The organism is Pseudomonas sp. 5Vm1k (assembly GCF_056161485.1).
On the sequence record NZ_JBSPCZ010000003.1, the window covers coordinates 339,024 to 361,808 of the forward strand.

General features: G+C 59.7%; 24 protein-coding genes. 12 read left to right on the forward strand and 12 right to left on the reverse strand.

The window, feature by feature from the left end; all coding sequences use genetic code 11:
• Position 1: 1 nt before the first annotated feature.
• The 6 genes from ACWIKB_RS08110 to recX all read left to right on the forward strand — a co-directional run bounded on the left by ACWIKB_RS08110 (position 2) and on the right by recX (position 3,653).
• Positions 2-394: a phage tail assembly chaperone gene (locus ACWIKB_RS08110; RefSeq protein WP_475266115.1), complete on the forward strand. Its 393-nt coding sequence runs from the start codon at positions 2-4 to the stop codon at positions 392-394.
• Positions 395-397: 3 nt separating this feature from the next.
• Positions 398-961 (forward strand): glycoside hydrolase family 19 protein, encoded by a 564-nt coding sequence (locus ACWIKB_RS08115; RefSeq protein ID WP_475266116.1) that lies wholly within the window; start codon positions 398-400, stop codon positions 959-961.
• A complete protein-coding gene (locus ACWIKB_RS08120) occupies positions 943-1,461 on the forward strand; it encodes a lysis system i-spanin subunit Rz (RefSeq protein WP_475266117.1) in 519 nt (172 codons plus the stop codon). The genes ACWIKB_RS08115 and ACWIKB_RS08120 overlap by 19 nt, the downstream gene beginning before the upstream one ends.
• A gap of 79 nt (positions 1,462-1,540) precedes the next feature.
• Complete coding sequence (locus ACWIKB_RS08125; protein WP_475266118.1) at positions 1,541-2,041, forward strand: CinA family protein; 501 nt, start codon at positions 1,541-1,543, stop codon at positions 2,039-2,041.
• A gap of 83 nt (positions 2,042-2,124) precedes the next feature.
• The gene (gene recA / locus ACWIKB_RS08130) at positions 2,125-3,177 is read left to right on the forward strand and encodes a recombinase RecA (protein ID WP_475266119.1); all 1,053 of its coding nucleotides are present in this window, start codon (positions 2,125-2,127) and stop codon (positions 3,175-3,177) included.
• Between the two features lie 8 nt (positions 3,178-3,185).
• Complete coding sequence (gene recX, locus ACWIKB_RS08135; protein ID WP_475266120.1) at positions 3,186-3,653, forward strand: recombination regulator RecX; 468 nt, start codon at positions 3,186-3,188, stop codon at positions 3,651-3,653.
• A gap of 52 nt (positions 3,654-3,705) precedes the next feature.
• Here recX and ACWIKB_RS08140 read toward each other — a convergent pair whose 3' ends face one another.
• Positions 3,706-4,824 (reverse strand): LOG family protein, encoded by a 1,119-nt coding sequence (locus ACWIKB_RS08140; RefSeq protein ID WP_403028006.1) that lies wholly within the window; start codon positions 4,822-4,824, stop codon positions 3,706-3,708.
• Between the two features lie 468 nt (positions 4,825-5,292).
• On the opposite strand from ACWIKB_RS08140, the gene ACWIKB_RS08145 reads away from it, so the two are divergent.
• On the forward strand, positions 5,293-5,487 hold the full coding sequence (locus ACWIKB_RS08145) for a hypothetical protein (RefSeq protein WP_475266121.1): 195 nt from the start codon (positions 5,293-5,295) through the stop codon (positions 5,485-5,487).
• On the opposite strand, the gene ACWIKB_RS08150 is transcribed toward ACWIKB_RS08145, so the two are convergent.
• Positions 5,488-5,913, reverse strand: coding sequence for a PA3611 family quorum-sensing-regulated virulence factor (locus ACWIKB_RS08150; protein WP_475266122.1), 426 nt, complete (start codon positions 5,911-5,913; stop codon positions 5,488-5,490). It lies immediately after the preceding gene.
• A gap of 190 nt (positions 5,914-6,103) precedes the next feature.
• On the opposite strand from ACWIKB_RS08150, the gene ACWIKB_RS08155 reads away from it, so the two are divergent.
• The 3 genes from ACWIKB_RS08155 to ACWIKB_RS08165 all read left to right on the forward strand — a co-directional run bounded on the left by ACWIKB_RS08155 (position 6,104) and on the right by ACWIKB_RS08165 (position 8,191).
• A complete protein-coding gene (locus tag ACWIKB_RS08155) occupies positions 6,104-6,862 on the forward strand; it encodes a tRNA-uridine aminocarboxypropyltransferase (protein WP_475266123.1) in 759 nt (252 codons plus the stop codon).
• A gap of 240 nt (positions 6,863-7,102) precedes the next feature.
• Positions 7,103-7,753 carry a response regulator transcription factor ErdR gene (gene erdR / locus ACWIKB_RS08160; protein ID WP_010462704.1) on the forward strand — a complete coding sequence of 217 codons (651 nt, stop codon included), beginning with the start codon at positions 7,103-7,105 and terminating at the stop codon, positions 7,751-7,753.
• A gap of 75 nt (positions 7,754-7,828) precedes the next feature.
• Complete coding sequence (locus ACWIKB_RS08165; RefSeq protein WP_007947182.1) at positions 7,829-8,191, forward strand: diacylglycerol kinase; 363 nt, start codon at positions 7,829-7,831, stop codon at positions 8,189-8,191.
• On the opposite strand, the gene ACWIKB_RS08170 is transcribed toward ACWIKB_RS08165, so the two are convergent.
• Positions 8,188-9,114: a LysR family transcriptional regulator gene (locus ACWIKB_RS08170; RefSeq protein ID WP_475266124.1), complete on the reverse strand. Its 927-nt coding sequence runs from the start codon at positions 9,112-9,114 to the stop codon at positions 8,188-8,190. The two genes, ACWIKB_RS08165 and ACWIKB_RS08170, sit on opposite strands and share 4 nt — an antisense overlap.
• A 136-nt stretch (positions 9,115-9,250) precedes the next feature.
• On the opposite strand from ACWIKB_RS08170, the gene fpr reads away from it, so the two are divergent.
• Positions 9,251-10,030: a ferredoxin-NADP reductase gene (gene fpr, locus ACWIKB_RS08175; RefSeq protein ID WP_322220950.1), complete on the forward strand. Its 780-nt coding sequence runs from the start codon at positions 9,251-9,253 to the stop codon at positions 10,028-10,030.
• Positions 10,031-10,158: 128 nt separating this feature from the next.
• Here fpr and tsaA read toward each other — a convergent pair whose 3' ends face one another.
• The 6 genes from tsaA to rimO form a co-directional block, all read right to left on the reverse strand.
• On the reverse strand, positions 10,159-10,857 hold the full coding sequence (tsaA, locus tag ACWIKB_RS08180) for a tRNA (N6-threonylcarbamoyladenosine(37)-N6)-methyltransferase TrmO (protein ID WP_475266125.1): 699 nt from the start codon (positions 10,855-10,857) through the stop codon (positions 10,159-10,161).
• Positions 10,858-11,044: 187 nt separating this feature from the next.
• Positions 11,045-11,815, reverse strand: coding sequence for an SDR family oxidoreductase (locus ACWIKB_RS08185; RefSeq protein ID WP_475266126.1), 771 nt, complete (start codon positions 11,813-11,815; stop codon positions 11,045-11,047).
• Between the two features lie 189 nt (positions 11,816-12,004).
• Complete coding sequence (locus tag ACWIKB_RS08190; RefSeq protein ID WP_475266127.1) at positions 12,005-12,475, reverse strand: YehS family protein; 471 nt, start codon at positions 12,473-12,475, stop codon at positions 12,005-12,007.
• Between the two features lie 75 nt (positions 12,476-12,550).
• Complete coding sequence (locus ACWIKB_RS08195) at positions 12,551-13,261, reverse strand: rRNA pseudouridine synthase (RefSeq protein WP_163908777.1); 711 nt, start codon at positions 13,259-13,261, stop codon at positions 12,551-12,553.
• Between the two features lie 191 nt (positions 13,262-13,452).
• On the reverse strand, positions 13,453-13,926 hold the full coding sequence (locus tag ACWIKB_RS08200) for a GNAT family N-acetyltransferase (RefSeq protein ID WP_403028030.1): 474 nt from the start codon (positions 13,924-13,926) through the stop codon (positions 13,453-13,455).
• A 111-nt stretch (positions 13,927-14,037) separates the two neighbouring features.
• Complete coding sequence (rimO, locus tag ACWIKB_RS08205) at positions 14,038-15,375, reverse strand: 30S ribosomal protein S12 methylthiotransferase RimO (RefSeq protein WP_475266128.1); 1,338 nt, start codon at positions 15,373-15,375, stop codon at positions 14,038-14,040.
• Between the two features lie 289 nt (positions 15,376-15,664).
• Here rimO and ACWIKB_RS08210 point away from each other — a divergent pair, with 289 nt between their 5' ends.
• The gene (locus tag ACWIKB_RS08210; protein WP_475266129.1) at positions 15,665-17,566 is read left to right on the forward strand and encodes a potassium transporter Kup; all 1,902 of its coding nucleotides are present in this window, start codon (positions 15,665-15,667) and stop codon (positions 17,564-17,566) included.
• 189 nt (positions 17,567-17,755) lie between these two features.
• Here ACWIKB_RS08210 and ACWIKB_RS08215 read toward each other — a convergent pair whose 3' ends face one another.
• The 3 genes from ACWIKB_RS08215 to mprF all read right to left on the reverse strand — a co-directional run bounded on the left by ACWIKB_RS08215 (position 17,756) and on the right by mprF (position 22,629).
• Positions 17,756-18,082 (reverse strand): DUF3077 domain-containing protein, encoded by a 327-nt coding sequence (locus tag ACWIKB_RS08215; RefSeq protein WP_475266130.1) that lies wholly within the window; start codon positions 18,080-18,082, stop codon positions 17,756-17,758.
• Between the two features lie 594 nt (positions 18,083-18,676).
• Complete coding sequence (locus tag ACWIKB_RS08220; protein WP_475266131.1) at positions 18,677-19,987, reverse strand: virulence factor family protein; 1,311 nt, start codon at positions 19,985-19,987, stop codon at positions 18,677-18,679.
• On the reverse strand, positions 19,987-22,629 hold the full coding sequence (gene mprF / locus ACWIKB_RS08225) for a bifunctional lysylphosphatidylglycerol flippase/synthetase MprF (RefSeq protein WP_475266132.1): 2,643 nt from the start codon (positions 22,627-22,629) through the stop codon (positions 19,987-19,989). Before mprF ends, ACWIKB_RS08220 begins: the two co-directional genes overlap by 1 nt.
• Positions 22,630-22,785 lie beyond the last annotated feature (156 nt).

Below are 22,785 nucleotides of genomic sequence, written 5' to 3' on the forward strand. Positions count from 1 at the left end.
TATGAGCTATCAACTGACTAAAGACCCGGACACTGTCATCCGTCTGCCAGATGGCGCGACCGTTCCTCTTCATCACCGTTTCTGGGATGAATACCAGCAATGGCTGGCGAGCGGTGGCGTGCCGCTACCTGCCATGCTGGAGGACGCTCCGCAGGCAGCGAAAGTTGCCCGAAACTGGCGGGATCAAGCGTTGGCCGCCAGCCAATGGCTGGTCGACCGAGATCGCGATGAGCAAGCAGCCGGCACCCCGATGACCTTGAGCAGCGATCAGTACCATGAATTGCTGGACTATCGGCAGGACTTGCGTGACTGGCCCTCGTCCGCCAACTTTCCAAAAGACTCCAGTAAACCTCTGGAGCCGACCTGGTTAAAAACACCGGCCAATGGAACATGACCCATGCCCATCACTTCATCTCAGCTCCAACAAATATTCCCTGACGCCCGCTCCCAAGCGGGCGTTTTCATTTCCGCCCTCAATACCGCCATGACCCACCGCAACATCAACGCCCCGAAACGCATCGCCGCGTTCCTCGCGCAAGTCGGCCACGAGTCGGGGCAGTTGCAGTACGTGCGTGAACTGGGCAACAACCAGTACCTGAGCAAATACGACACCGGCACCCTGGCATTGCGTTTGGGCAACACGCCAGAAGCCGACGGTGACGGCCAAAAGTACCGTGGCCGTGGCCTGATTCAGATTACCGGGCACACTAACTACCGCCAGTGCAGCCTTGGCCTGTTTGGCGATGAACGTCTGCTGTCGCTGCCTGAATTGCTGGAACAACCGCAATGGGCCGCCGAGTCTGCCGCCTGGTTCTGGGAGCAAAACGGTCTGAATGAACTGGCCGACCGCGACCAGTTCAACAGCATCACCCGGCGGATCAACGGTGGGTTGAACGGGCTCGAAGATCGCCTGCAACTCTGGGCGCGGGCGAGGGCGGTGCTATGCCAGCCTTCAGTCTGATGTCGTGGCGGGTGATCGGCATTGTTGTGTTAGCGGGTTTTTCGGCGGTGCTGGCCTGGCAGGTTCAGGACTGGCGTTACGGCCGGCAACTCGCGGAACAGGCCAGGTTGCACGCCGAGACGCTGAACCAGCTAACCCAGGCAGCCGCGACGCAACAACAGGCTGAGCAGGACAAGCGTCTTGGCCTGGAACAACGATTGTCGGCCAGTGAACAAACCCATTATCGAGCGCTAAGCGATGCCCAACGTGATCAAGGTCGCCTGCGCGATCGTCTTGCCACTGCTGATGTGCGCCTGTCAGTCCACCTCGATGCCAATGACGTTGCCGCAACCTGTGCAATGCCAGCCGCCTCCGGCACCGGCGGCGTGGATCATGGCGCCCCGCGAGCCCGACTTGACCCGGCGCATGCTCAACGAATTATCGCCATCACCGATGCCGGCGATCGCGGATTGATTGCCTTGCAGGCCTGTCAGGCTTATATCAGCGCCCTGGCTCGCTAACATTTTGATCGGTTCTGTGTCTTGCCAGCGCGATTGGCTCGTGTACGGTGGTTCCATTCAGCCCGATCAGGAGAGGACCGTGAAAGAAATCACCCAGCTGGCCGCTGAACTTGGCAGACGCTTGCAGGTTCTCAATGCTCACGTCACCACTGCCGAGTCTTGCACTGGTGGCGGCATCGCCGAAGCGATCACCCGTATTCCCGGGAGCTCGGCGTGGTTCGAGGCCGGTTACGTGACGTACTCCAACCGCCAGAAAACCCTGCAACTGAATGTACCCGAGGGGTTGTTCGAGACGGTGGGGGCAGTCAGTCGCGAGGTGGTCGAGGCCATGGTGCGTGGCGCACAGGATAAAAGCCACGCGCGGTTTGCGGTCGCGGTCAGCGGTGTCGCGGGGCCGGATGGCGGTTCCCCGAGCAAGCCGGTGGGCACGGTCTGGCTGGCCTGGGGCGTCGGGGAGGCAGTGTTTAGCGAGGTCCAGCACTTCCCCGGCAACCGCGACGAGGTCCGCCGACAAACGGTGAAGGCCGCGCTAGAGGGGCTGCTGCGCCATGCCGTTGGAGAAATCTCAAATCAGGGGTAGGCGATCCTGAAACGCTGTGGAATAATACTGGCTACTTATACAGGTGTTGGCCGTCAGGCCTTATTGATTACGTGAGGACTTTAATGGACGACAACAAGAAGAAAGCCTTGGCTGCGGCCCTGGGTCAGATCGAACGTCAATTCGGCAAGGGTGCCGTAATGCGTATGGGCGATCAGGACCGTCAGGCGATCCCGGCTATCTCCACTGGCTCTCTGGGTCTGGATATCGCGCTCGGCATTGGCGGTCTGCCAAAAGGCCGTATCGTTGAAATCTACGGTCCTGAATCCTCCGGTAAAACCACGCTGACATTGTCCGTGATCGCCCAGGCTCAAAAAGCCGGTGCGACCTGCGCATTCGTCGACGCCGAACACGCCCTCGACCCTGAGTACGCCGGCAAACTGGGCGTCAACGTCGACGACCTGCTGGTTTCCCAGCCGGACACCGGCGAACAGGCCCTGGAAATCACCGACATGCTGGTGCGTTCCAACGCGGTTGACGTGATCATCGTCGACTCCGTAGCCGCCCTGGTGCCAAAGGCCGAGATCGAAGGCGAAATGGGTGACATGCACGTGGGCCTGCAAGCCCGTCTGATGTCTCAGGCGCTGCGTAAGATCACCGGTAACATCAAGAACGCCAACTGCCTGGTTATCTTCATCAACCAGATCCGTATGAAAATCGGTGTGATGTTCGGCAGCCCGGAAACCACCACCGGTGGTAACGCGCTGAAGTTCTATGCTTCGGTTCGTCTGGACATCCGCCGCACTGGCGCGGTGAAAGAAGGTGACGAGGTTGTCGGTAGCGAAACCCGCGTCAAGGTTGTGAAGAACAAGGTGGCTTCGCCGTTCCGTCAGGCCGAGTTCCAGATTCTTTACGGCAAGGGCATCTACCTCAACGGCGAGATGATCGACCTGGGTGTGCTGCACGGTTTCGTCGAGAAGTCCGGTGCCTGGTACGCCTATGAAGGCACCAAGATCGGTCAGGGCAAGGCCAACTCGGCCAAGTTCCTGGCAGACAATCCGGAAATCGCCGCGAAGCTCGAGAAGCAGCTGCGTGACAAACTGCTGACCCCAGCACCGGACGTCAAAGCATCGCCAGTCAAACAGACTGCTGATGACCTGGCTGACGCTGATATCTGATTGATCCGATGACCGCCGTACTCGATACACTCGTCGCGGTGCGGCGAACCGCAATGGACCTGCTCGCACGACGCGAGCACGGTCGAGTCGAGCTGACGCGTAAACTGCGTCAGCGCGGCGCTCTCCCTGAGATGATCGACACAGCACTCGACCGGTTGACGGAAGAGGGCCTGTTGTCCGAATCCCGCTACCTCGAAAGCTTCGTTTCCTATCGTGCGCGTTCCGGCTATGGGCCTTTGCGCATTCGCGAAGAACTGAGCCAGCGTGGCCTGCAACGTAACGATATCGAGCTCGCCTTGCGCGAGAGCGGAATCAGCTGGCAGGAACAACTGGAAGACACCTGGCGGCGCAAATTTGCCGGGCATTTACCGATAGACATGCGCGAACGTGCCAAGCAAGGGCGCTTCCTGGCTTATCGGGGGTTTTCCATGGAGATGATCAACCGCTTGTTCAGCGGTCGAGGGATGGACGATTAAATAAAAACGGCCCGCTATTTCGATAGCGGGCCGTGTTTTTTTTGCCTTTTGTTTACGTCACCTTGGACGGCTCCCGCGTGCGCTGTTGCGCCTGGGGTTTGGGTTGTGCCCAGTTTTCCGGGAGGTTGATGTAGTCCACCAATTCCCGCAGACGCCCATGATCACGGGCATTGAAGGTGAAGGCGAGTCGCGCCAGATGGCTGAACTGCGGCTCATCGTGCTCCTCGCCGCTATAGACATGCTGATGGAAGTGGTCGCTCAGGCACAGGTCGGCGAAAGCCGTCTGCATGTGTTCGAGCGCTCCGTCGCTGAGTTGATGATTCATGCGAATCACGAACTGATGCTTGAGCCAGCGGCTGGAGTGGAAGTTGCTGTAGAACTGGTTGATCTGCTCCACCGCCTCTTCGGCGCTATAGACCAGGCTTACCAGCTTCATGTCAGTGGGCAGGATGTAGCGGTTTTCCTCCAATTGATGGTGGATGAAGTCCAGCGCGCCTTGCCAGAACGTACCGCCCGGCGTATCCAGCAACACCACCGGCACCAACGGGCTTTTGCCGGTCTGGATCAGTGTGAGTACTTCCAATGCTTCGTCCAGCGTACCGAAACCGCCCGGGCACAGAACCAGCGCGTCGGCTTCCTTGACGAAGAACAGCTTGCGGGTAAAGAAGAAGTGGAAGGACAGCAGGTTGGTGGTGCCCTGGACAGTAGGGTTGGCATGCTGCTCGAAGGGCAGGGTGATATTGAACCCCAGGCTATGTTCCAGGCCGGCACCTTCGTGGGCGGCCGCCATGATGCCGCCACCGGCGCCGGTGATGACCATAAGGTCCGAGCGCGCCAACGCGGCGCCCAGTTCCCGGGCCATGCCATACAGCGGATGTTCGATCGGCGTGCGGGCCGAGCCGAAAACAGTGACTTTGCGTCGGCCCTTGAACTGTTCCAGCACTCGGAACGCGTGCTCCAGTTCGCGCAGGGCCTGCAGGGTGATCTTGGCGTTCCAGCGGTTGTGATCTTCCTGGGCCATGCGCAGCACGGTCAGGATCATGTCGCGGTAAATCGGGATGTTGGGGCTGTTGGGGGAAACCAGGTTGAGTTGCTCTTCGACCTTGCTGGTGAGGTCGTGGCCGCTTTCTTCAAAATGACGGCTTAGGAGGTCATTCGGTTGGTAAGGCATTCAACTTCTCCTTATGCACAGAACCCTTGGCCCCGACAAAACAGTCGTCAGTGCCGCGACACCCCTTGTGTCGCTGTCTGCCCAAGCCCTTGCCTGGGCGCTCCACTTGACCCGAATAGCAATCGGGTCATCCATACAGGCTCTGTTTTTCCCTTGGATGAAAGAAACATTCGCACAACAAGACACGTAACGGGCGGCCCCTTTCCCACCCTCAAAAGTGAACAGGACTACTCTGAATCTAGACCTTCACGGTGATTTGCGCTGGGTTGATCATTGCGCCGCAAAGTCTTTCCTGGCAACCGCTTATTGACGATTTGCAAGGTGGTTTCACCGCTCGTCTGAACGCAAGCCCGGTGGCCGTGGCTCTGATTTACTAAGTTACAGGTGTGACACGACAACTTTGCGTCAAAGGCAGTACGCAAAGTGATAGCGGTTCAGGGATTTGAGTGTGCAGGGAGGCGGGAAACCATGACCAGATTGATTCTGGAGATCGATGCGCAACTGTATCGATTGTTGAAGTCGTCAGCCGAGACCAATCATTTGAGTCTTGAAGAGGAGTGCTGCCGACGTCTGGGCGGTGGTGAGCGCCGTTCGCGTTATTTGCAGGCTTTGCTGGCAGAACTGCGCGCCGAGGATGAACAGCGGCGCGCCAATTCCCGATGATTACTTCTTCTTGGCCGGGGCCGCTTTCGGGCAGTCCGATTCCTGATAGCTGGCGGAGCCGACCGAGCGATTGCTCTTCACTTCAGTGAAGTCATAACGCATGACCGCGCCCTTGGCCATCAGTTTGCGGAACGATGGGTTGTTGCAGACAGAGGCGCCCAGCTGGAAATACACGGCTTTTGGATCGGCACGCATCTTGTCGGCGTGGCTGCTTTGCACGCTCAAGTGGTTGATCAACGTATTGCCTTCGACGGTGTAGCCCTGATCGAGAATGTCTTCGTTGATCGCCCGAGGTGTGCCGACGCTGCTTTGTACGGCGACGTTTCGCAGCTCTCTGTTGAGGTTCTGCTCACTCAAGGAAGCAGCCTGAGCGCTGAAGGACGACGCCAGCAAAATGGCAGCGGTGGGAACGATAAGGCGCAGCATGAAACTCTCCTGGTTCAGTGACTGGTGGTTTCGACCCGTCACATGACTGTGCGTTCAGTGGCGGCGAATTATAGGTGAGCGGGCCCGGACGGTACAGGCTTGCGCCGGCCGCTCTGATAAACTGCCGGCACTTTCTGCCTTGCCGAGTGTTTTTTGTGTCGATTTTCTCTTTCTGTCGGCGTTGCCTGCGATGAACCTTGAAACCCCACGCTTCGCGGCGAATGCCGTGGCCCGCTTGCGCGATGAGCGCGAGGAGGAAGGCATCAAGCCAATTCAGGCCCGAGGCTGGAGGGCACCGCGTTGCCGTGCCTGCCGCGTGATCGAGAGCCATTGCCTGTGCGCCTGGCGCCCGCAGGTCGAGGCCCGCTCCGGCGTGTGCCTGATCATGACCAATAAGGAAGTGTTCAAACCGAGCAACACTGGCTGGCTGATTGCGGACGTGGTCCGCGATAACCATGCATTCATTTGGTCGCGCACCGAAGTCGATCAACAACTGCTGGACCTGCTGGCCGACCCGCAGTGGCAGCCCTACCTGGTGTTTCCGGGCGAATACGTCGAACCCGAGCGCGTGACCAACAGCGTCGCGGCCGATAGCGACAAGCGCCCGCTGTTCATCTTGCTGGACGCCACCTGGACCGAAGCGCGGAAGATTTTTCGCAAAAGTCCTTACTTTGACCGGTTGCCAATTCTCAGCCTGCTCCCGGAGAAACTCTCCCGGTACCGCTTGCGCCGTTCGACCCGCAGCGAGCACTTGTGCACCGCCGAAGTGGCTGCGCTGTGCCTGGATCTGGCGGGGGATACAGACGCGGCATCGGCCCTGGACGCTTACTTCGATGTATTCAGCCAGCATTATCTGGATGCCAAGCAGCAGTTGGACATGAATGTTGAAACGCCGGCCCACGCCGAGCTGATGCCTTTTGTGCAGAACATGGCTCCGGTTATCGGCTGATTGTCGCCCATACTGCAAAGAACTGTACCGGCCATGCACCTTGACCACCCCGGCTTCGCTGGGCATGCTTGGCGCCGATTAGGGCGCGGCCAAAGTTTGATACGCCGAATTTTTTACGTCATTAGCCACGTAATTGGCGTTGAACGTGCCCTGTTGGTGCAGCTCTGTGGCTGTACCTCGAGTTGTTTGGCGAGGCCTGAATGCATCGGGCTTCCCATAAAAAACAGGATCATTTGAAAAATGGCCACATACGAAATCCTGATTGCCGACGACCATCCTCTTTTTCGCAGTGCCCTTCATCAAGCATTGACCCTGGGCCTGGGCCCGGATGTCCGTCTGGTGGAAGTGGCGAGCATTGCCGAGCTGGAAACCCGCCTGGACGAAAAGTCTGACTGGGACCTGGTGCTGCTGGACCTGAACATGCCGGGAGCCTATGGTTTTTCAGGGCTGGTGTTGTTGCGCGGTCAGTATCCGCAGATTCCGGTGGTGATGGTCTCGGCCCAGGAAGAAGCCTCGATCATGGTCAAGTCCCGGGAATTCGGCGCCAGCGGTTTCATTCCCAAGTCGAGCGACCTGAGTGTCATTCAAAAGGCTGTGCGTGCGGTGCTCGATGGCGATGTCTTCTGGCCGCCCCAGGCGTTCGAAGCGGTCAGCGTTTCCGCCGAAGCCAAAGCTGCCAGTGAAGGCCTGGCAAGCTTGACGCCCCAGCAGTTCCGGGTGCTGACTATGGTGTGCGAGGGGTTGCTGAACAAGCAGATTGCCTACGAGCTGAGCGTTTCCGAAGCGACGATCAAGGCTCACGTGACGGCGATCTTCCGCAAGCTGAATGTGCGGACCCGGACCCAGGCGGCGCTGCTCCTGCAACAACTTGAGTCAATTTCGAGCCACTAAAGCGCGGCAGATTCACGCTTTTTTGACTTTCTTTACTCTAGCTTTCCCACTCCTTTTGGTTCAGTTGCCTACTCTATGTCACCTTTTAAAGGCCAGACCGGCCTAAAACGCATCCTCAACGCCTCCGGTTACTCGCTGGATGGCCTGCGCGCAGCCTTCACCGGTGAAGCGGCATTTCGGCAACTGGTGTTGCTCAACGTTATCTTGATTCCGATTTCGTTCTTCCTGAACGTCAGCCGTGTCGAGCAGGCGTTGCTGATCGCGGTCTGCCTGTTGGCCTTGATTGTCGAGTTGCTCAATTCGGCGGTAGAAGCGGCCATCGACCGCATTTCCCTTGAGTTGCACCCGTTGTCCAAGAACGCCAAGGACATGGGCAGCGCCGCGCAATTCGTGGCGTTGACCATGATCGCGCTGGTGTGGGCGGTGATTCTGCTTTAAGCGATTGAAGGCAGCACGATCTCGTCGCTGCGCTGAACCCCGGCGGTGAAGGCGCGGCACAGATCGAGAAATTCGCGCATCGCCGGCGTCTGAAATTTCTGTTTGTGCCAGATGAAATAGAACTGCCGCGCCAGGTCCAGATCCGGTGTCTCCACCGCCACCAGGCTGCCACGCCGGAACGCATCGCGTAGCGCCAGCCGCGAAATGCAGCCAATCCCCAAGCCTGACTCCACCGCGCGTTTGATCGCTTCGGTGTGTTCCAGCTCCAGGCGAATGTTCAGCGAGCTGCGATGGTGACGCATGGCTTGGTCAAAGGTCAGCCGCGTGCCAGAGCCTTGTTCGCGCAGGATCCACGCCTCATGACTCAGCTCTTCCATGGTCGCGATGCCGCGTTTGGCCAGCGGATGTTGGGGCGCGCAAAACACCACCAGTTCATCCTCGACCCAGCTCTGTACTTCGATGTCCGGGTGGCTGCAGTCGCCTTCGATTAGACCCAGATCAATTTCATAGTGGGCGACTTGTTGCACGATGTTGGCGGTGTTCTGCACATGCAGCTTCACCTGGCTTTCCGGATGGCGCTGCATGAAGCTGCCGATCAGCAACGTCGCCAGGTAATTGCCGATGGTCAGGGTCGCGCCAACCGCCAGCGAGCCAAAGCCCGACTTGCCGTTGAGCAGGTCTTCGATTTCCTTGGACTGGTCGAGCAGTGCCACCGCCTGGGGCAACAGCTGTTTGCCGAGGGCGTTGAGGCTCAGCCGTTTGCCGGCGCGGTCGAACAGCTGGCAGCTGGACTGGCGCTCTAGCTCGGTGATCGAGGTGCTGGCCGCCGATTGCGAGAGGTTGAGCAGACCCGCAGCACGGGATACGCTTTCCTGCTGAGCAACGGCGACGAAGACTTGAAGTTGACGTAGAGTAAATCGCATATCTATATAACCGATAACCCTTATCTTAATAATCCAGTTAACAGATATTGTGGCTGCCATTAGAATGCGATGCAATTGCGCACGGCTGGTTCTCTAGCAGAGCAGCGCAGACCCAATCTCCAGGAGTCCCACGTACATGAGCAACATGAACCACGAGCGTGTCCTCAGTGTTCATCACTGGAACGACACTCTGTTCAGCTTCAAGTGCACCCGCGATCCGGGCCTGCGCTTCGAGAACGGTCAGTTCGTGATGATCGGCCTGCAACAGCCCAACGGCCGCCCGCTTATGCGTGCTTACTCGATTGCCAGCCCGAACTGGGAAGAGCATCTCGAGTTCTTCAGCATCAAGGTGCCTGATGGCCCGCTGACTTCCCAGTTGCAGCATCTGAAGGAAGGCGACGAGATCATCATCAGCAAGAAGCCTACCGGCACGCTGGTGCTGGATGACTTGAAGCCTGGCAAACATTTGTACCTGCTCAGCACCGGTACCGGTCTGGCGCCGTTCATGAGCGTCATCCAGGACCCGGAAACCTACGAGCGTTTCGAAAAAGTGATCCTGTGCCACGGCGTCCGTTACGTCAACGAAGTCGCTTACCGCGAATTCATCACCGAGCACTTGCCGCAGAACGAATTCTTCGGCGAGGCCCTGCGTGACAAGTTGATCTACTACCCGACCGTGACTCGCGAGCCGTTCGAGAACGAAGGTCGCCTGACCGACCTGATGCGCAGCGGCAAGCTGTTCACCGACATCGGTCTGCCACCGATCAACCCGCAGGACGACCGCGCCATGCTGTGCGGCAGCCCGAGCATGCTCGACGAAACAAGCGAAGTGTTGAACAGCTTCGGCCTGAAAGTTTCGCCGCGGATGCGCGAGCCGGGTGACTACCTGATCGAGCGTGCGTTCGTCGAGAAGTAAGCAGTTGTCAAGGTGACGCAGAGCGTCACTGGATGCATTCCCACGCAGAGCATGGGAACGATCAGCCCCCATTGTCTGTGCAGGCAATGGGGGCTTTTTTATGCCTGGCACAATCCCTGTCTCCTGCATTAGTTGGAGGCAGGAATAACCTCGAGGACGCGGATCACACCCGCCTCGGGATAATGCCACCGCACATCCAGGTCCCAGAACTGCGCACCATATTCGCGCTCAGGTGTAGGAACCTGGTACGCCGGGCGTGGGTCTTGTGCCAGACATTGATCGATCAGCGCAACCAAAGGCTCGCCAAGGCGCTGAGCGTGCTCGTGAGCCTGTTGCAACGCGGTCTCCGCCCATCGCACCGGAATCAACTGCGGCGCGGCGCTGGCGATGCTGTTGGAGGCGCTGTCAATGATGTCGGCGTAAGGCACGTAGGGTTTGATGTCGAGAATCGGCGTGCCGTCCAGCAAGTCGATACCGGAGATAAACAACCGACTGGCTTCGACCTTGTCCAGCTTCACCACGGATTGGCCGATGCCATTGGGCCGATGGGTCGCTCGGGTGGCAAACACGCCCATGGATTTGTTGCCGCCCAGGCGAGGAGGACGGACTTTGAGGCGTGGCTTTTCTTCCAGGGCCTGGTGGAACAGGAACAGCAGCCAGACGTGGCTGACCTGCTCCAGCCCTTGCACCGCATCACCCTGATCGAACGGCGCCACCAACTCCAGCACACCGCGAGCGGCCGGGGCCAGTTGCGGTTGGCGCGGGATGGCGAATTTCTCCTTGAAGCAGGAGCGCACGAAGCCGATGGGGGAAACGCTGTAGGTCATGGTTTGGGGGTCGAGGCGGGGTAAGAGGCGGGCATGATAACCCGATCGACTTCGGAATCGGCGTTGGCTGCTAGGGCGCCTTCGCGAGCAAGCCCGCTCCCACAGGGTTATCGAGCGAACACCACTTTTGTGTACGGCATAAAACCTGTGGGAGCGTGGCTTGCCCGCGAAGGCCGCACCGCCAATCTCAGAGACTAAACCCACCATCCAACGGAATAATATTCCCGGTCATATACGCCCCCGCCGTACTCGCCAAACTGATCGCCAGCGCCGCCATCTCTTCCTCCCGACCCCAGCGCTTCATCGGAATCAGCGCCGTATCCTCGGCCAACGCCTGCTCATCATTGCCGATGTGCTGGGTCATCTTGCTCGGAAAACGCCCCGGCGCAATCACGTTGACGTTGATGTGCTGGCTCACCAGTTCTCGCGCGAGAATCCGCGACAGTTGATGTAGGGCAGCCTTGCTCGGTCCGTAGGCATAAGCCTGTTCACCGAAGGACGAAATCCCGGCCACCGAGCCGATGTTGATGATCCGCGCCGGATTGGCTTCAGAACCTGCTTTGCGCAACAGCGGCAAAAACTGTTGGATGCAGTTGAACACCGACGTCACGTTGAGCTGCATGACCTTTTCCCAACCCTTGATCGGGTAGCTTTCCAGCGGCGCGCCCCAAGTGGTGCCGGCGTTGTTGACCAGAATGTCTAGGTGATCGATCTGCTCGCCCAGGCGTGTCGCCAGTTGCAGGACGCCTTCCTCGGTAGCCAGATTCGCCGCGATGCCGTGGCAGATGCCGAAAACACTCAACTCTTCGGCTGTTTGCAGGCAAGCCTCGGCATCCCGGGCGCAGACGTACACGGTCGCGCCGGCCTCGACATAAGCCTTGGCGATCATTTTGCCGATACCACGGGTGCCGCCGGTCACCAGAGCGGTGCGGCCTTGCAGGGAAAAGTAAGGGGGCATGGCGAATCCTGAGAGCTGAGGGTCAATACACCCTAGTCGTCAGCCGCCAGAAGCGGAGCCACTATTTTTGCGAGGAATGAAGCGCTATGTCGCTACCCTGTAGGAGCAAAGCTTGCTCGCGATGGCGTTTTTGAGATCGCCTTCGCGGGCAAGCCTCACTCCTACAGGGGCCGAGGCGTTCGTGGCGATTTACTGCGGACGAACGCGCAGGGTCAGGCCCTTGAGGAAGTTGCGCAGCAACTGGTCACCACAGGTGCGGTAGTTGGTGTGGCCGAACTTGCGGAACAGCGCGCTCAGCTCAGGCTTGGACACCGGGAACTCGGACGCCTTGAGGATTGCGTGCATGTCGTCTTCTTTCAGTTCGAAGGCCACGCGCAGTTTCTTCAGGATGATGTTGTTGGTCACCGGCGTTTCGATCGGCTGTGGCGGACGGCTTTCGTCCTTGCCACGCTTGAAGATCACCAGGCCATCAAGGAAATGCGCGATGACTTCGTCCGGGCAGCGAACGAAGCCTTCCTCGTCTTCCTCTTTCTTGTCGAGGTACGTCACCAGGTCTTCCATGGTCACGTCCATGCCGCCGAGCTTGATGATCTCGATGACTTTCTTGTCGCTGATGTCCAGCATGTAGCGCACGCTGCGCAGTACGTCGTTATGAATCATGGTGTGCAATCCTGATATTCAGCAGTGGGCGCCGCATCAACAGCGGCGCCGAAATGTAGGGCGGCGTGAAAAGTCTTAGAACTTCTCTTTGCCGGACAGGTAGCGCCATTGCCCCAACGGCACTTTGCCGATGGACACGCCGCCGATGCGAATGCGGCGGATGGCGACGACCTTCAGGCCAACGGCCTGGCAGAACAGGGCGATCACGCCCGGTTGTGGGTTCTTCATGGCAAAGCGCAGACGGTTTTCGTTCTGCCAGCTGGCCTTGACCGGTGGCAGTTCCTTACCCTTGTAAGTCAGGCCGTGGTTCAGACGGTTGAGGCCGTGAGCGACCATGTCGCCTTCAACCTCGACCACATACTCCTGCTCGATTTTCGCGGAGTCGGCAGTCAGCTTGCGCAGGATCTTCCAGTCCTGGGTGAACACCAGCAGACCGCTGGCATTGGCCTGCAGGTCGGTGCTGGCGGTCAGGCGCAGGAAGTGGCCCTTGAGCGGACGTTTGCTGAAGCGGTGTTCTTCGCTCAGGGTTTCGGCGCTGATGCTGGCCATGGCCGTTTCCGCGTCCATGCCGGCCGCGACGTTGAACAGAATGGTCACCGGCTCCGGCGCAGTGGCCTTGGCCTCCGGGTCGAGCTCGACTTTCTGGTTCTCGACCTTGAACTGCGGCTCGTCAATGACTTCGCCGTCCACGGTGACCCAGCCGCCCTCGATGAACAGCTCAGCCTCCCGACGGGAACAGCCGACGAGTTCGATGAGGCGTTTGGAGAGACGAATCGGGTCAGTCATGACAGGGCCGTAACAAAAAAGGGGTGGGCATTGTACCTGCTGGGCGCCGGTTAATCCCGGCTCCATTTGCCGCAGGTGCTTTTAATGTGGGAGCGGGCTTGCTCGCGAATGCGGTGTGTCAGTCAACATTGATGTCGGCTGACACACCGCTTTCGCGAGCAAGCCCGCTCCCACAAGGGTTTCATGTTGTATCAGCCATTGCGCGTCAACTGTTGCGCCTGGCGCAAACGCATGTGCAACAACGGATAAGGCTGGCCCATACCATCGACTTCCGAGCGGCCAATCACCTCAAACCCTTGCTTGAAATAGAACCCCAGCGCCTGAGGGTTCTGTTCGTTGACGTCCAGTTCATCGGCGTTCAGGTGTTCCAGGGCATAACGCAGCAGCTGCTTGCCCAGACCCTGGCCGCGATGGGCCGGGTCGATAAACAGCATTTCGACCTTGCCCGCCGCGACGCCAGCGAACCCGGTGATGCGCTGGCGCGAGTCTTTGGTGCAGATCAGCATCACCGCGTCGAGGTAGCGGGTCAGCACCAGGTTCTTCAGCAAGTCGATGTAGCTGTCCGGCAGAAAGTCATGGGTGGCGCGCACCGAGGCCTCCCAGACCCGGGTGAGTTCTTCGTAATCACTTTGTTTCGGTGTGTGGATGACCGAATGGTGGCGCATGCCCGCCTGCCTCTCATGGATGAATGATGCGAATCCGTTCTCCACAAAACGATAGACGTAAAAAAGCCCCGCATCTCGTCAAGAGAGCGGGGCTTTTTGTATTTTTTGCGTTTAGATCTGTTCAGCCCACAGGTCGTATTCGTCAGCGTCGGTCACTTTGCACCAGACTTTGTCGCCTGGCTTCAAGTTGCTGCCGTTGTCGATGAACACGTTGCCGTCGATTTCCGGGGCATCGAAGAAGCAGCGGCCGACTGCGCCTTGCTCGTCGACTTCGTCCACCAGCACTTCGATTTCACGGCCGACGCGCAGTTGCAGGCGCGCCGAGCTGATGGCCTGTTGGTGGGCCATGAAGCGGTCCCAACGGTCTTGCTTGACGTCGTCCGGCACGATGGCCGCGTCCAGCAGGTTGGCCGGTGCGCCTTCGACCGGCGAGTACTGGAAGCAGCCAACGCGATCGAGCTGCGCTTCGGTCAGCCAGTTCAGCAGGTACTGGAAGTCTTCTTCGGTTTCGCCGGGGAAGCCGACGATGAAGGTCGAACGGATGATCAGGTCCGGGCAGATCTCGCGCCAGTTCTTGATCCGCGCCAGGGTCTTGTCTTCGAAGGCCGGGCGTTTCATGGCTTTCAGGACTTTCGGGCTGGCGTGCTGGAACGGGATGTCCAGGTACGGCAGGATCTTGCCGGCGGCCATCAGCGGGATCAGTTCGTCGACGTGCGGGTACGGGTAGACGTAGTGCAGACGCACCCAGACGCCGAGGCTGCTCAAGGCTTCGCAGAGTTCGGTCATGCGGGTTTTCACCGGCGCGCCGTTCCAGAAACCGGTGCGGTATTTCACGTCGACGCCATAGGCGCTGGTGTCTTGCGAAATCACCAACAGCTCTTTGACGCCGGCCTTGACCAGGCGCTGGGCTTCGTCGAGCACATCACCGACCGGACGGCTGACCAGTTTGCCGCGCATCGAGGGGATGATGCAGAAGCTGCAGCTGTGGTTGCAGCCTTCGGAAATCTTCAGGTACGCGTAATGGCGCGGGGTCAACTTGATGCCTTGCGGCGGCACCAGGTCGATCAGCGGGTTGTGATCCTGGCGCGGCGGCACGGCGTCGTGCACGGCGTTGACCACTTGCTCGTACTGTTGCGGACCGGTCACGGCCAGCACGCTTGGGTGCACCTTGCGAATGGCGCCTTCTTCGACGCCCATGCAGCCGGTCACAATGACCTTGCCGTTTTCCTTGATGGCTTCGCCGATCACTTCCAGCGATTCAGCCTTGGCCGAGTCGATGAAACCGCAGGTGTTGACCACCACGACGTCGGCGTCCTCGTAAGTGGACACGACGTCATAGCCTTCCATGCGCAGTTGGGTAAGGATGCGCTCGGAATCGACCAGAGCTTTGGGGCAACCCAGGGATACGAAGCCAACCTTTGGATTGGCCGGCGCAGGAGTGGTGGACATGTCTAACCTCGGTATTTGTGGCGCCTCCAGCCGAAGACGGCAAGGCGACAGACGGGCGCTATGTTGCGCCTCTGGTCAAAAAGTGCGCAATTCTAGCGATGAGAGGCGCACTTGACCAGCTTTATGCAGGGAAATACGACGAGTGCTGCGCTATGCTTCGCGCCGTTACGCTTTACCGAATTTTTACAGTCAACAAATCGTCTGTAACCTTAAGTAAAACAGCGCATGCTGCACGGCAAAGCATAGTGCTTCTTATAAGAAGTCCGGGTCTGAGTAGTAGGAGTTTTGGATGGGGCAGGCAAGTAGTCAGGCGGCGGGCGCCGAGCATTCGGCGGCAAAACCGATCGGCATGCTGGTCGCGGCGGTTGGGGTGGTTTACGGCGATATCGGCACGAGCCCGCTCTACACCCTTAAAGAAGTGTTTTCCGGCGGCTATGGCGTACCGGTCAACCACGACGGCGTGTTGGGCATCCTGGCGCTGATCTTCTGGTCGCTGATCTGGGTCGTGTCGTTCAAATACATGATGTTCGTGCTGCGTGCCGACAACCAGGGCGAAGGCGGGATCATGGCCTTGACCGCGCTGGCGCGGCGGGCAGCGGCGGGGCATCCGAAGTTGCGAGGTTTTCTGGTGGTCTGCGGGCTGATCGGTGCGGCGCTGTTTTACGGCGATAGCATGATCACCCCGGCGATTTCCGTGCTCTCGGCGATTGAGGGCTTGGGGCTGGCATTCGATGGCATCGACCATTGGGTGGTGCCGCTGTCGTTGATCGTGCTGGTGGCGCTGTTCCTGATTCAGAGCCATGGCACCGCGCGCATCGGCATTCTGTTCGGGCCGATCATGGTGACCTGGTTTTTGGTGCTGGGTGCCTTGGGCGTCTACGGCATCCTCCAGCACCCGGAAGTGTTGCACGCGATGAACCCGGTGTGGGGCGTGCGTTTCTTTGTCGCGCATCCAGGCATGGGTGTGACCATTCTTGGCGCTGTGGTCCTCGCGCTGACCGGCGCCGAAGCGCTGTACGCCGACATGGGGCACTTCGGTCGCAAGCCGATTGCCCGTGCGTGGTTCATCCTCGTGCTGCCAGCGCTGGTGCTGAATTACTTCGGCCAGGGCGCGTTGCTGCTCGGCGATCCGGAAGCTGCGCGTAACCCGTTCTACCTGTTGGCACCGAGCTGGGCCTTGATTCCGCTGGTCGGTCTGTCGACCATGGCCACGGTGATTGCGTCCCAAGCGGTGATTTCCGGTGCGTTCTCCCTGACCCGTCAGGCGATCCAGCTCGGCTACATCCCGCGCATGCACATCCGCCACACCTCCAGTGCCGAGCAGGGCCAGATCTACATCGGCGCGGTCAACTGGTCGCTGATGGTTGGTGTGATCCTGTTGGTGTTGGGCTTCGAATCCTCCGGTGCCCTGGCCTCGGCCTACGGCGTGGCCGTGACTGGCACCATGCTGATGACCACCGTGCTGGTGTCGGCGGTGATGTTGCTGCTGTGGAAATGGCCGCCGATCTTCGCCGTGCCATTGTCGATTGGTTTCTTGTTGGTCGACGGTCTGTACTTCGCCGCGAACGTGCCGAAAATCGTCCAGGGCGGTGCGTTCCCGGTGATCGCCGGTATTGTGCTGTTTGTGCTGATGACCACCTGGAAGCGCGGCAAACAACTGCTGGTCGAGCGTCTCGACGAGGGCGGGTTGCCGCTGCCGATTTTCATCAGCAGTATCCGTGTGCAACCGCCGCACCGCGTCCAAGGCACCGCCGTGTTCCTCACTGCGCGCCCGGACGCCGTACCCCACGCGCTGTTGCACAACCTGCTGCATAACCAGGTGTTGCACGAGCAAGTGGTGCTGCTGACCGTCGTGTACGAAGACATCCCTCGGGTGCCGGCATCTCGGCGTTTCGAGGTCGATTCCTACGGCGAAGGGTTCTTCCGCGTCATCCTGCACTTCGGCTTCGTCGACGAACCGGACGTGCCGCAAGCGCTGAAGCTGTGTCATCTCGACGACCTGGACTTCAGCCCGATGCGCACCACCTACTTCCTCAGTCGCGAAACCGTCATCGCCTCCAAACTCGAAGGCATGGCCCGCTGGCGCGAAGGGCTGTTCGCCTTCATGTTGCAGAATGCCAACGGTAATCTGCGGTTCTTCAATCTGCCGCTGAACCGGGTGATTGAGTTGGGGACGCAAGTGGAGATGTAAGCCACATCAAAAAGCCCCCGTTGCCGGTTTGGTGGCAGGGGCTTTTTTGTGCCCGGTCACATCACCCCACTACAACGAAGATCCCCCTGTGGGAGCGGGCTTGCTCGCGAAGAGGCCGTGTCAGTCGAGCCCTGTGTTGAATGACCCACCGCTTTCGCGAGCAAGCCCGCTCCCACAGGGGGGGCGGTGTTAGTTGCTTTCAAGCATCTCTTCTTCAGATTCGGTCTTTGTCCGCGCAGGTCGCGGCGTCAGCACCTTCACCACATCATCAATCACGGCTTTGCCCATGGCCGTCAGGTAATGCGCGGCCCAGGCGTGGCGGTCGGTGTCTTTGGCGTAGGCGGCATCCTCGGTGAAGGATTTCGCAAGGGACAGCAGGTCGGAGGCTTGTGCCAGTGCGTCGCCAATCGGGACGCCGGCGCTGACATGGAACAGAGGTTTGTCTGGGCAATAGATCAACGGCGTGAAGCCGATGGTTTTCAGGTCTGACGGAGTGGACGGATTTGTTTTGCTCATTGTTTCGCTCCTTAAAACGAGGAGCTGCCGCATTCGTTACCACACGAATGGGTGGCAGCTGTACGCAGGGTGGTAAACCGGAAGAGCAAAGAAACCGGCAGACCCGAAGGTCTCCCACGCACAGCCGCCATAACGCGTGATTACAGGCGTAAGAACGCATGAAATCGTTATGGGAGCGCTGTTGCACTTTGCCTAGCCGGGTTACCACACCCGATCGCTGAATGGTCAGCGACGTCCGGAGAGTATCCCGTCGAAGAAAAGCGCAACAAGGCACCAAAGTGCCTAAAAAGAACGATTCGGAGTTTGCCTACAAGGTCTGTCGGCGTCATCCGATATTGCGACACCTTAAGTAAACAAAACTAAACGCGCGAGTCGCTGGAATGCTTGAGCAGATGAATCAAGCTGATGAAATCCAAGGGCCGTTCAGGTGTTTTTTATGTCTGACAGATCGCCAAAAGATCGCAGCCTTCGTCGGCTCCTACAGTGGAATGCAGTCTTCTGTAGCTGCCGAAGGCTGCGATCTTTTGATCTTGCCCATAAAAAAGCCCCCGCAACCAAACGGCTGCAGGGGCTTTTTGTTACGCGTCGCTCAGTTCACTCTTGAGCGGCGGTATCCGGCGTCGCTGCTTCCTTGGCTTGGCGCTTGACGATGATGTCTACCAGGCGCTGTGCAAGGGCAGGGTAGTTCTCGTCGAAGTGGTGGCCGCCAGGCAGCTTCACAGCCTCGCCTACAGCGGTCTTGTCGGTGCAGCCGCTCTCGTCGACTTCTTCTTCGCCGTAGATGCACACCACTTTATCGGCAGGCAGCTTGGCCATTTCCGGGCCGGTGGCGGCTTCTTTACCGGCGTTGCCGAGCCAGCCTTCGACTTCGATTTCGAAGCTGCCGGTGCGGGCGAAGGCCAGCAGGATGATTGCGTCGACCCGTTGCTGCTCCGACTCTGCCATACGGTTGTAGATGGCTGGTAGTACGTCGGCACCGAACGAGTAACCGGTCAGGATGAAGCGCTTGGTGCCCCATTTCTGGCGGTAGTGCTGCATCAGTTCGGCGAGGTCCAGGGCGCTTTGCTCTGGGCTCTTGTGCTGCCAGTAGTAGCGCAGGGTGTCGATGCCGACCACTGGGTAACCGATCTTGGCCATTTCGCCCGCCACGTCGCGGTCGAGGTCGCGCCAGCCGCCGTCACCGGAGAGGAACAGGGTCACGGTGTCCTTGGCCTGACCGGCCGGGACTTCAACCACTGGAATCTGCAGGCCGCCAGCGGCTTTATCACCACCGACGAGGATCTTGCGCAGTTCGTTGTTCAGCACTTGCGGCAGATTGATGTCGTAGTCGCTGATGCTGGTTTCGGCGTTGGGTTGGTCGCGCACGAAGCCTGCGCTGGCGTCGTCCGGGTTGTCGTTCCAGGCCACCAGCCAGTGGCCGTGAGCGGCGCTTTTCGGCAGCAGGTGCGTGCAGCCACCCTTTTCCAGGGCCAGGTCCACCGACACAGCCTGGGCCTTGTCGTTTTTCTGCTCGGACAACCAGCGCCAGGCCAGCACGGCGCCAGGGCCGATACCGCTGACCAGGGTCGCCGGGCCTTTCAGCTCGCGCAAACCTGATTGCAGGGCGCGGCTTTGCAGCAGGCAGTCTTTGGGCAGAATCACCTGAACGATCTGCGCCGCAGCACTGCGGCTCAGGGTCTTCAGTTGTTGATCGCTAAGCTTTTGTCCATCAGTGACCGCCACCAGCACCTGCGCCTTTGGCGTGGAGCCGGGAATGACTCGGGTCATGACGGTGCCGTCGGCCGGCGTCAGCAGTTCGAGGGTCGGTTCTGGTGCCGGGCGTTTCAGGTACCAGTAACCGCCACCGACAATCAGGGCCAGCACTACCAGTGTGGCCAGTACGTACCGCAAGGAGCGTTGAATCATCAGCGTTTCACCAATCCAGTCAAGCCGCCCGCAATCAGGGCAGCAGTATCGGCCAGGGCAACCAGCGGATCGAGTCCGGCGGGCACGGCCATATAACGGGGTTCCCAGTCAGGCTGGAATTTGTCTTTGAAGCGGCGCAAGCCTTGGAAGTTGTAGAGCTGCTCACCACGGCGGAAAACCATCGAGCCCAGGCGCTGGGTCAGTGGCGCACCGCGACGGGGTTGAAGACCCGACAGCGGCACCATGCCCAGGCTGAAACGCGCGTATCCATGATTTTTATAATGTTGAATCAGGCCGACCATCATGAATTCCATGGTCAGCTTGGGGGCATCCGGATGTGCGCGCATCAAGTCGAGGCTGGCCAGGTCATGGCCGTAGGTCTCGAGCAGGTTGGCGAAGGCCACCGGACGCCCTTCGAAACGAATCACCGCGACGCGGAAATGCTTGAGGTAGTCATCGCTGAAACGGCCGAGGGAGAAGCCTTTCTCGCGCACGTTCTTGCCGGTCAGCCAGGCATCGGAAATTACCTTGAGCTCGTCCATCGGCGCATGCCCCGGCTCGTGTATTTCCAGTGACAGACCGTCACGGGTGCCGCGATTCCAGGTGTAGCGCAGGTCTTTCATCTCTTTGCCCTTGGCTTCGAGATCAAAGCGATGCAGATCGACCCGGGCTTCTTCGCCGAGCTTGATCGCCGTCAGGCCGATGTCCATGTAGTACGGCAGGTTCTCGGCGCGCACTTGATAGAAGACCGGACGGGCGTGGTGAATGTCGCAGAGGTCGCGGAACTGCCAGATCATTTCCGCCCGTTGCTGGGTCGGGCCGATCGGGTCGTACAGCGCCACCAGGCTGCGGCCACGGCGGGCGTACATCAGGAACGCCTCGTCGTTGGGGTGGAACAGCAACGCCTTGTCACCGGTCAGCGCGAGGCCGCCGTCGGGTTGCGACGACGCCATGAGGATCTTTACCGCGCGGTCCAGTTCGTCCGGGGTCGGCAGATGAATGATCGGGCGCGCGGTACGCAGCAGCCAGGTCAGCGACACCACCACCAGCAACACCGCGGCACCCAGTAGCGAACGCAAGCCACGCGGCGCATCAGCGTCGAGGGTGAACTGCCACCAGAGTTGATGGCTGTACGGGACGTCCTGGTAAGCAAACAACAGCAGCCAGATCGACGCGCCGAGCACGCACAGGCTGGCGACCAGGTACAGCGGCGAGAACGGCAGTTCGGTCAGGCGACTGGCGCGATAGAACGAGCGCCGGAACACCCCGAGCAGGCTCGCTGTCAGGGTCATCAGGCAGGCTTCTTCCCAATCGAAACCCTTGAGTAGCGACAGTACGGCGCCGACCAGCAACAGAATGGTGGTCAACATCCACGCCGCCGACAGTCGACGACGCAGGCCCTGTGCGAGCAACAGGCACAGGACGCCGATCAGGCTGGCGCCAAAGTGGGAGGCGTCGACGAGGCGATGCGGAATCAGAAAGCCGATGTGCTCCAGGCGCGTGTCGATTTCCGGGGTGGCGCCGGAGAACAGCAGCACCACGCCGGACATGAACACCAGCAACGCCAGAATCGGCGCCGCCAGACCCGAGGCAGCCCTTAGCGATTGGCGGGACTGAAACAGGCGCTGGCCTTCATTGATCAGCAGGAACACGCAGGCCACCAGCAAAGGCAGCACCACGTAAATCAATCGATAGAGCAGCAGGGCGGCGGCCAATGGCGCGGCGCCGAGGGTGTCGGCGAACGCCGCGAGCAGAATGGCTTCGAATACCCCGACCCCGCCGGGCACATGGCTGAGCACACCCGCGGCCAGGGCCAGCAGATAGATCAGCAGGAAGGCGCCAAAGGGTGGGGCTTCCGGCAGCAAAAGATAAAGCACGGTCGCGGCGGCGGCCACGTCCAGGGCGGTGATCACCAATTGCAGGAATGTCAGGCGACGGCCCGGCAGGCGCAAGGTGCGGCGCCCGGCCTTGACCAGCAGATTGTCCGGGTAAGGCTGCTCCGGCAGTCGACGTCGATAGATGCCGATGGCAAGTACTGTCGTGAGCAACAGCACTGCGGCGGCGATGACGCCCAGCAACGTCTCGGAGAGGCCTAAAGCGGCGGAGGCGGCAGGCAGGTTGCTCAGGGTCGCCAATGCCGCGAGCGGGGGCAGGGCGCAGCCGAGGGAGAGGCTGGCGAACAGCGTCATGTGCGCAACGTCGGAAGCCCCCAGGCCATGACGTGCATATAAACGGTAGCGAACCGAGCCGCCCGAGAGCATCGACAGGCCGATGGCATTGCCAATCGCGAACGCGGTGAAGCCGCCCAGCGCCAGGGTTCTTGGTGCCAGCGTGACGCCGGCATAGCGGCTGGCGGACCATTCGTAGCCCAGCAAAATGATGAAGCCGACGACGGTCGCACCCAATGCGCCGATCAATGCCGGTTTCGGGACGTCCAGGATCGAGTCGTGGAGCGCATACAGATCGAGTTCGCTTAATAGATGGCGACAGGCAATCAGCGCGATAGCGAACAACAGCAAGGTGACCGCAAGACCAATCGGCTGGCGGTATTTGCTGACCAGATCAAGCAAGCGCAAACGCTCGGCCTTGATAGGTTGTGTCGCTGTGACGGTGTCTTGTGGATCAGACGAGTTGGCGCGCATCAATCACCTCTTGGATTGTGCGCGACAGGATGGAGGTATCGAGCCAAGTTACCAATCCCTGTAGAAAAAAATAATCACAAATATTAACGCTTCTCGCAGGTTTCCGGCGATGGCGCGTCATCGGTCGTAGAGGGCCTGCCTGGCACAGAGCATAGT

Coding starts and splice junctions, on each gene's coding strand:
- ACWIKB_RS08170 (WP_475266124.1), bottom strand. CDS start 9,114: ATGCGATTTACTCTACGTCAACTTCAAGTCTTCGTCGCCGTTGCTCAG.
- recX (WP_475266120.1), top strand. CDS start 3,186: ATGACCGCCGTACTCGATACACTCGTCGCGGTGCGGCGAACCGCAATG.
- ACWIKB_RS08165 (WP_007947182.1), top strand. CDS start 7,829: ATGTCACCTTTTAAAGGCCAGACCGGCCTAAAACGCATCCTCAACGCC.
- fpr (WP_322220950.1), top strand. CDS start 9,251: ATGAGCAACATGAACCACGAGCGTGTCCTCAGTGTTCATCACTGGAAC.
- recA (WP_475266119.1), top strand. CDS start 2,125: ATGGACGACAACAAGAAGAAAGCCTTGGCTGCGGCCCTGGGTCAGATC.
- ACWIKB_RS08185 (WP_475266126.1), bottom strand. CDS start 11,815: ATGCCCCCTTACTTTTCCCTGCAAGGCCGCACCGCTCTGGTGACCGGC.
- ACWIKB_RS08210 (WP_475266129.1), top strand. CDS start 15,665: ATGGGGCAGGCAAGTAGTCAGGCGGCGGGCGCCGAGCATTCGGCGGCA.
- mprF (WP_475266132.1), bottom strand. CDS start 22,629: ATGCGCGCCAACTCGTCTGATCCACAAGACACCGTCACAGCGACACAA.
- ACWIKB_RS08190 (WP_475266127.1), bottom strand. CDS start 12,475: ATGATTCATAACGACGTACTGCGCAGCGTGCGCTACATGCTGGACATC.
- ACWIKB_RS08120 (WP_475266117.1), top strand. CDS start 943: ATGCCAGCCTTCAGTCTGATGTCGTGGCGGGTGATCGGCATTGTTGTG.
- ACWIKB_RS08110 (WP_475266115.1), top strand. CDS start 2: ATGAGCTATCAACTGACTAAAGACCCGGACACTGTCATCCGTCTGCCA.
- ACWIKB_RS08200 (WP_403028030.1), bottom strand. CDS start 13,926: ATGCGCCACCATTCGGTCATCCACACACCGAAACAAAGTGATTACGAA.
- ACWIKB_RS08140 (WP_403028006.1), bottom strand. CDS start 4,824: ATGCCTTACCAACCGAATGACCTCCTAAGCCGTCATTTTGAAGAAAGC.
- erdR (WP_010462704.1), top strand. CDS start 7,103: ATGGCCACATACGAAATCCTGATTGCCGACGACCATCCTCTTTTTCGC.
- ACWIKB_RS08145 (WP_475266121.1), top strand. CDS start 5,293: ATGACCAGATTGATTCTGGAGATCGATGCGCAACTGTATCGATTGTTG.
- ACWIKB_RS08115 (WP_475266116.1), top strand. CDS start 398: ATGCCCATCACTTCATCTCAGCTCCAACAAATATTCCCTGACGCCCGC.
- ACWIKB_RS08155 (WP_475266123.1), top strand. CDS start 6,104: ATGAACCTTGAAACCCCACGCTTCGCGGCGAATGCCGTGGCCCGCTTG.
- ACWIKB_RS08215 (WP_475266130.1), bottom strand. CDS start 18,082: ATGAGCAAAACAAATCCGTCCACTCCGTCAGACCTGAAAACCATCGGC.
- ACWIKB_RS08220 (WP_475266131.1), bottom strand. CDS start 19,987: ATGATTCAACGCTCCTTGCGGTACGTACTGGCCACACTGGTAGTGCTG.
- rimO (WP_475266128.1), bottom strand. CDS start 15,375: ATGTCCACCACTCCTGCGCCGGCCAATCCAAAGGTTGGCTTCGTATCC.
- ACWIKB_RS08195 (WP_163908777.1), bottom strand. CDS start 13,261: ATGACTGACCCGATTCGTCTCTCCAAACGCCTCATCGAACTCGTCGGC.
- tsaA (WP_475266125.1), bottom strand. CDS start 10,857: ATGACCTACAGCGTTTCCCCCATCGGCTTCGTGCGCTCCTGCTTCAAG.
- ACWIKB_RS08150 (WP_475266122.1), bottom strand. CDS start 5,913: ATGCTGCGCCTTATCGTTCCCACCGCTGCCATTTTGCTGGCGTCGTCC.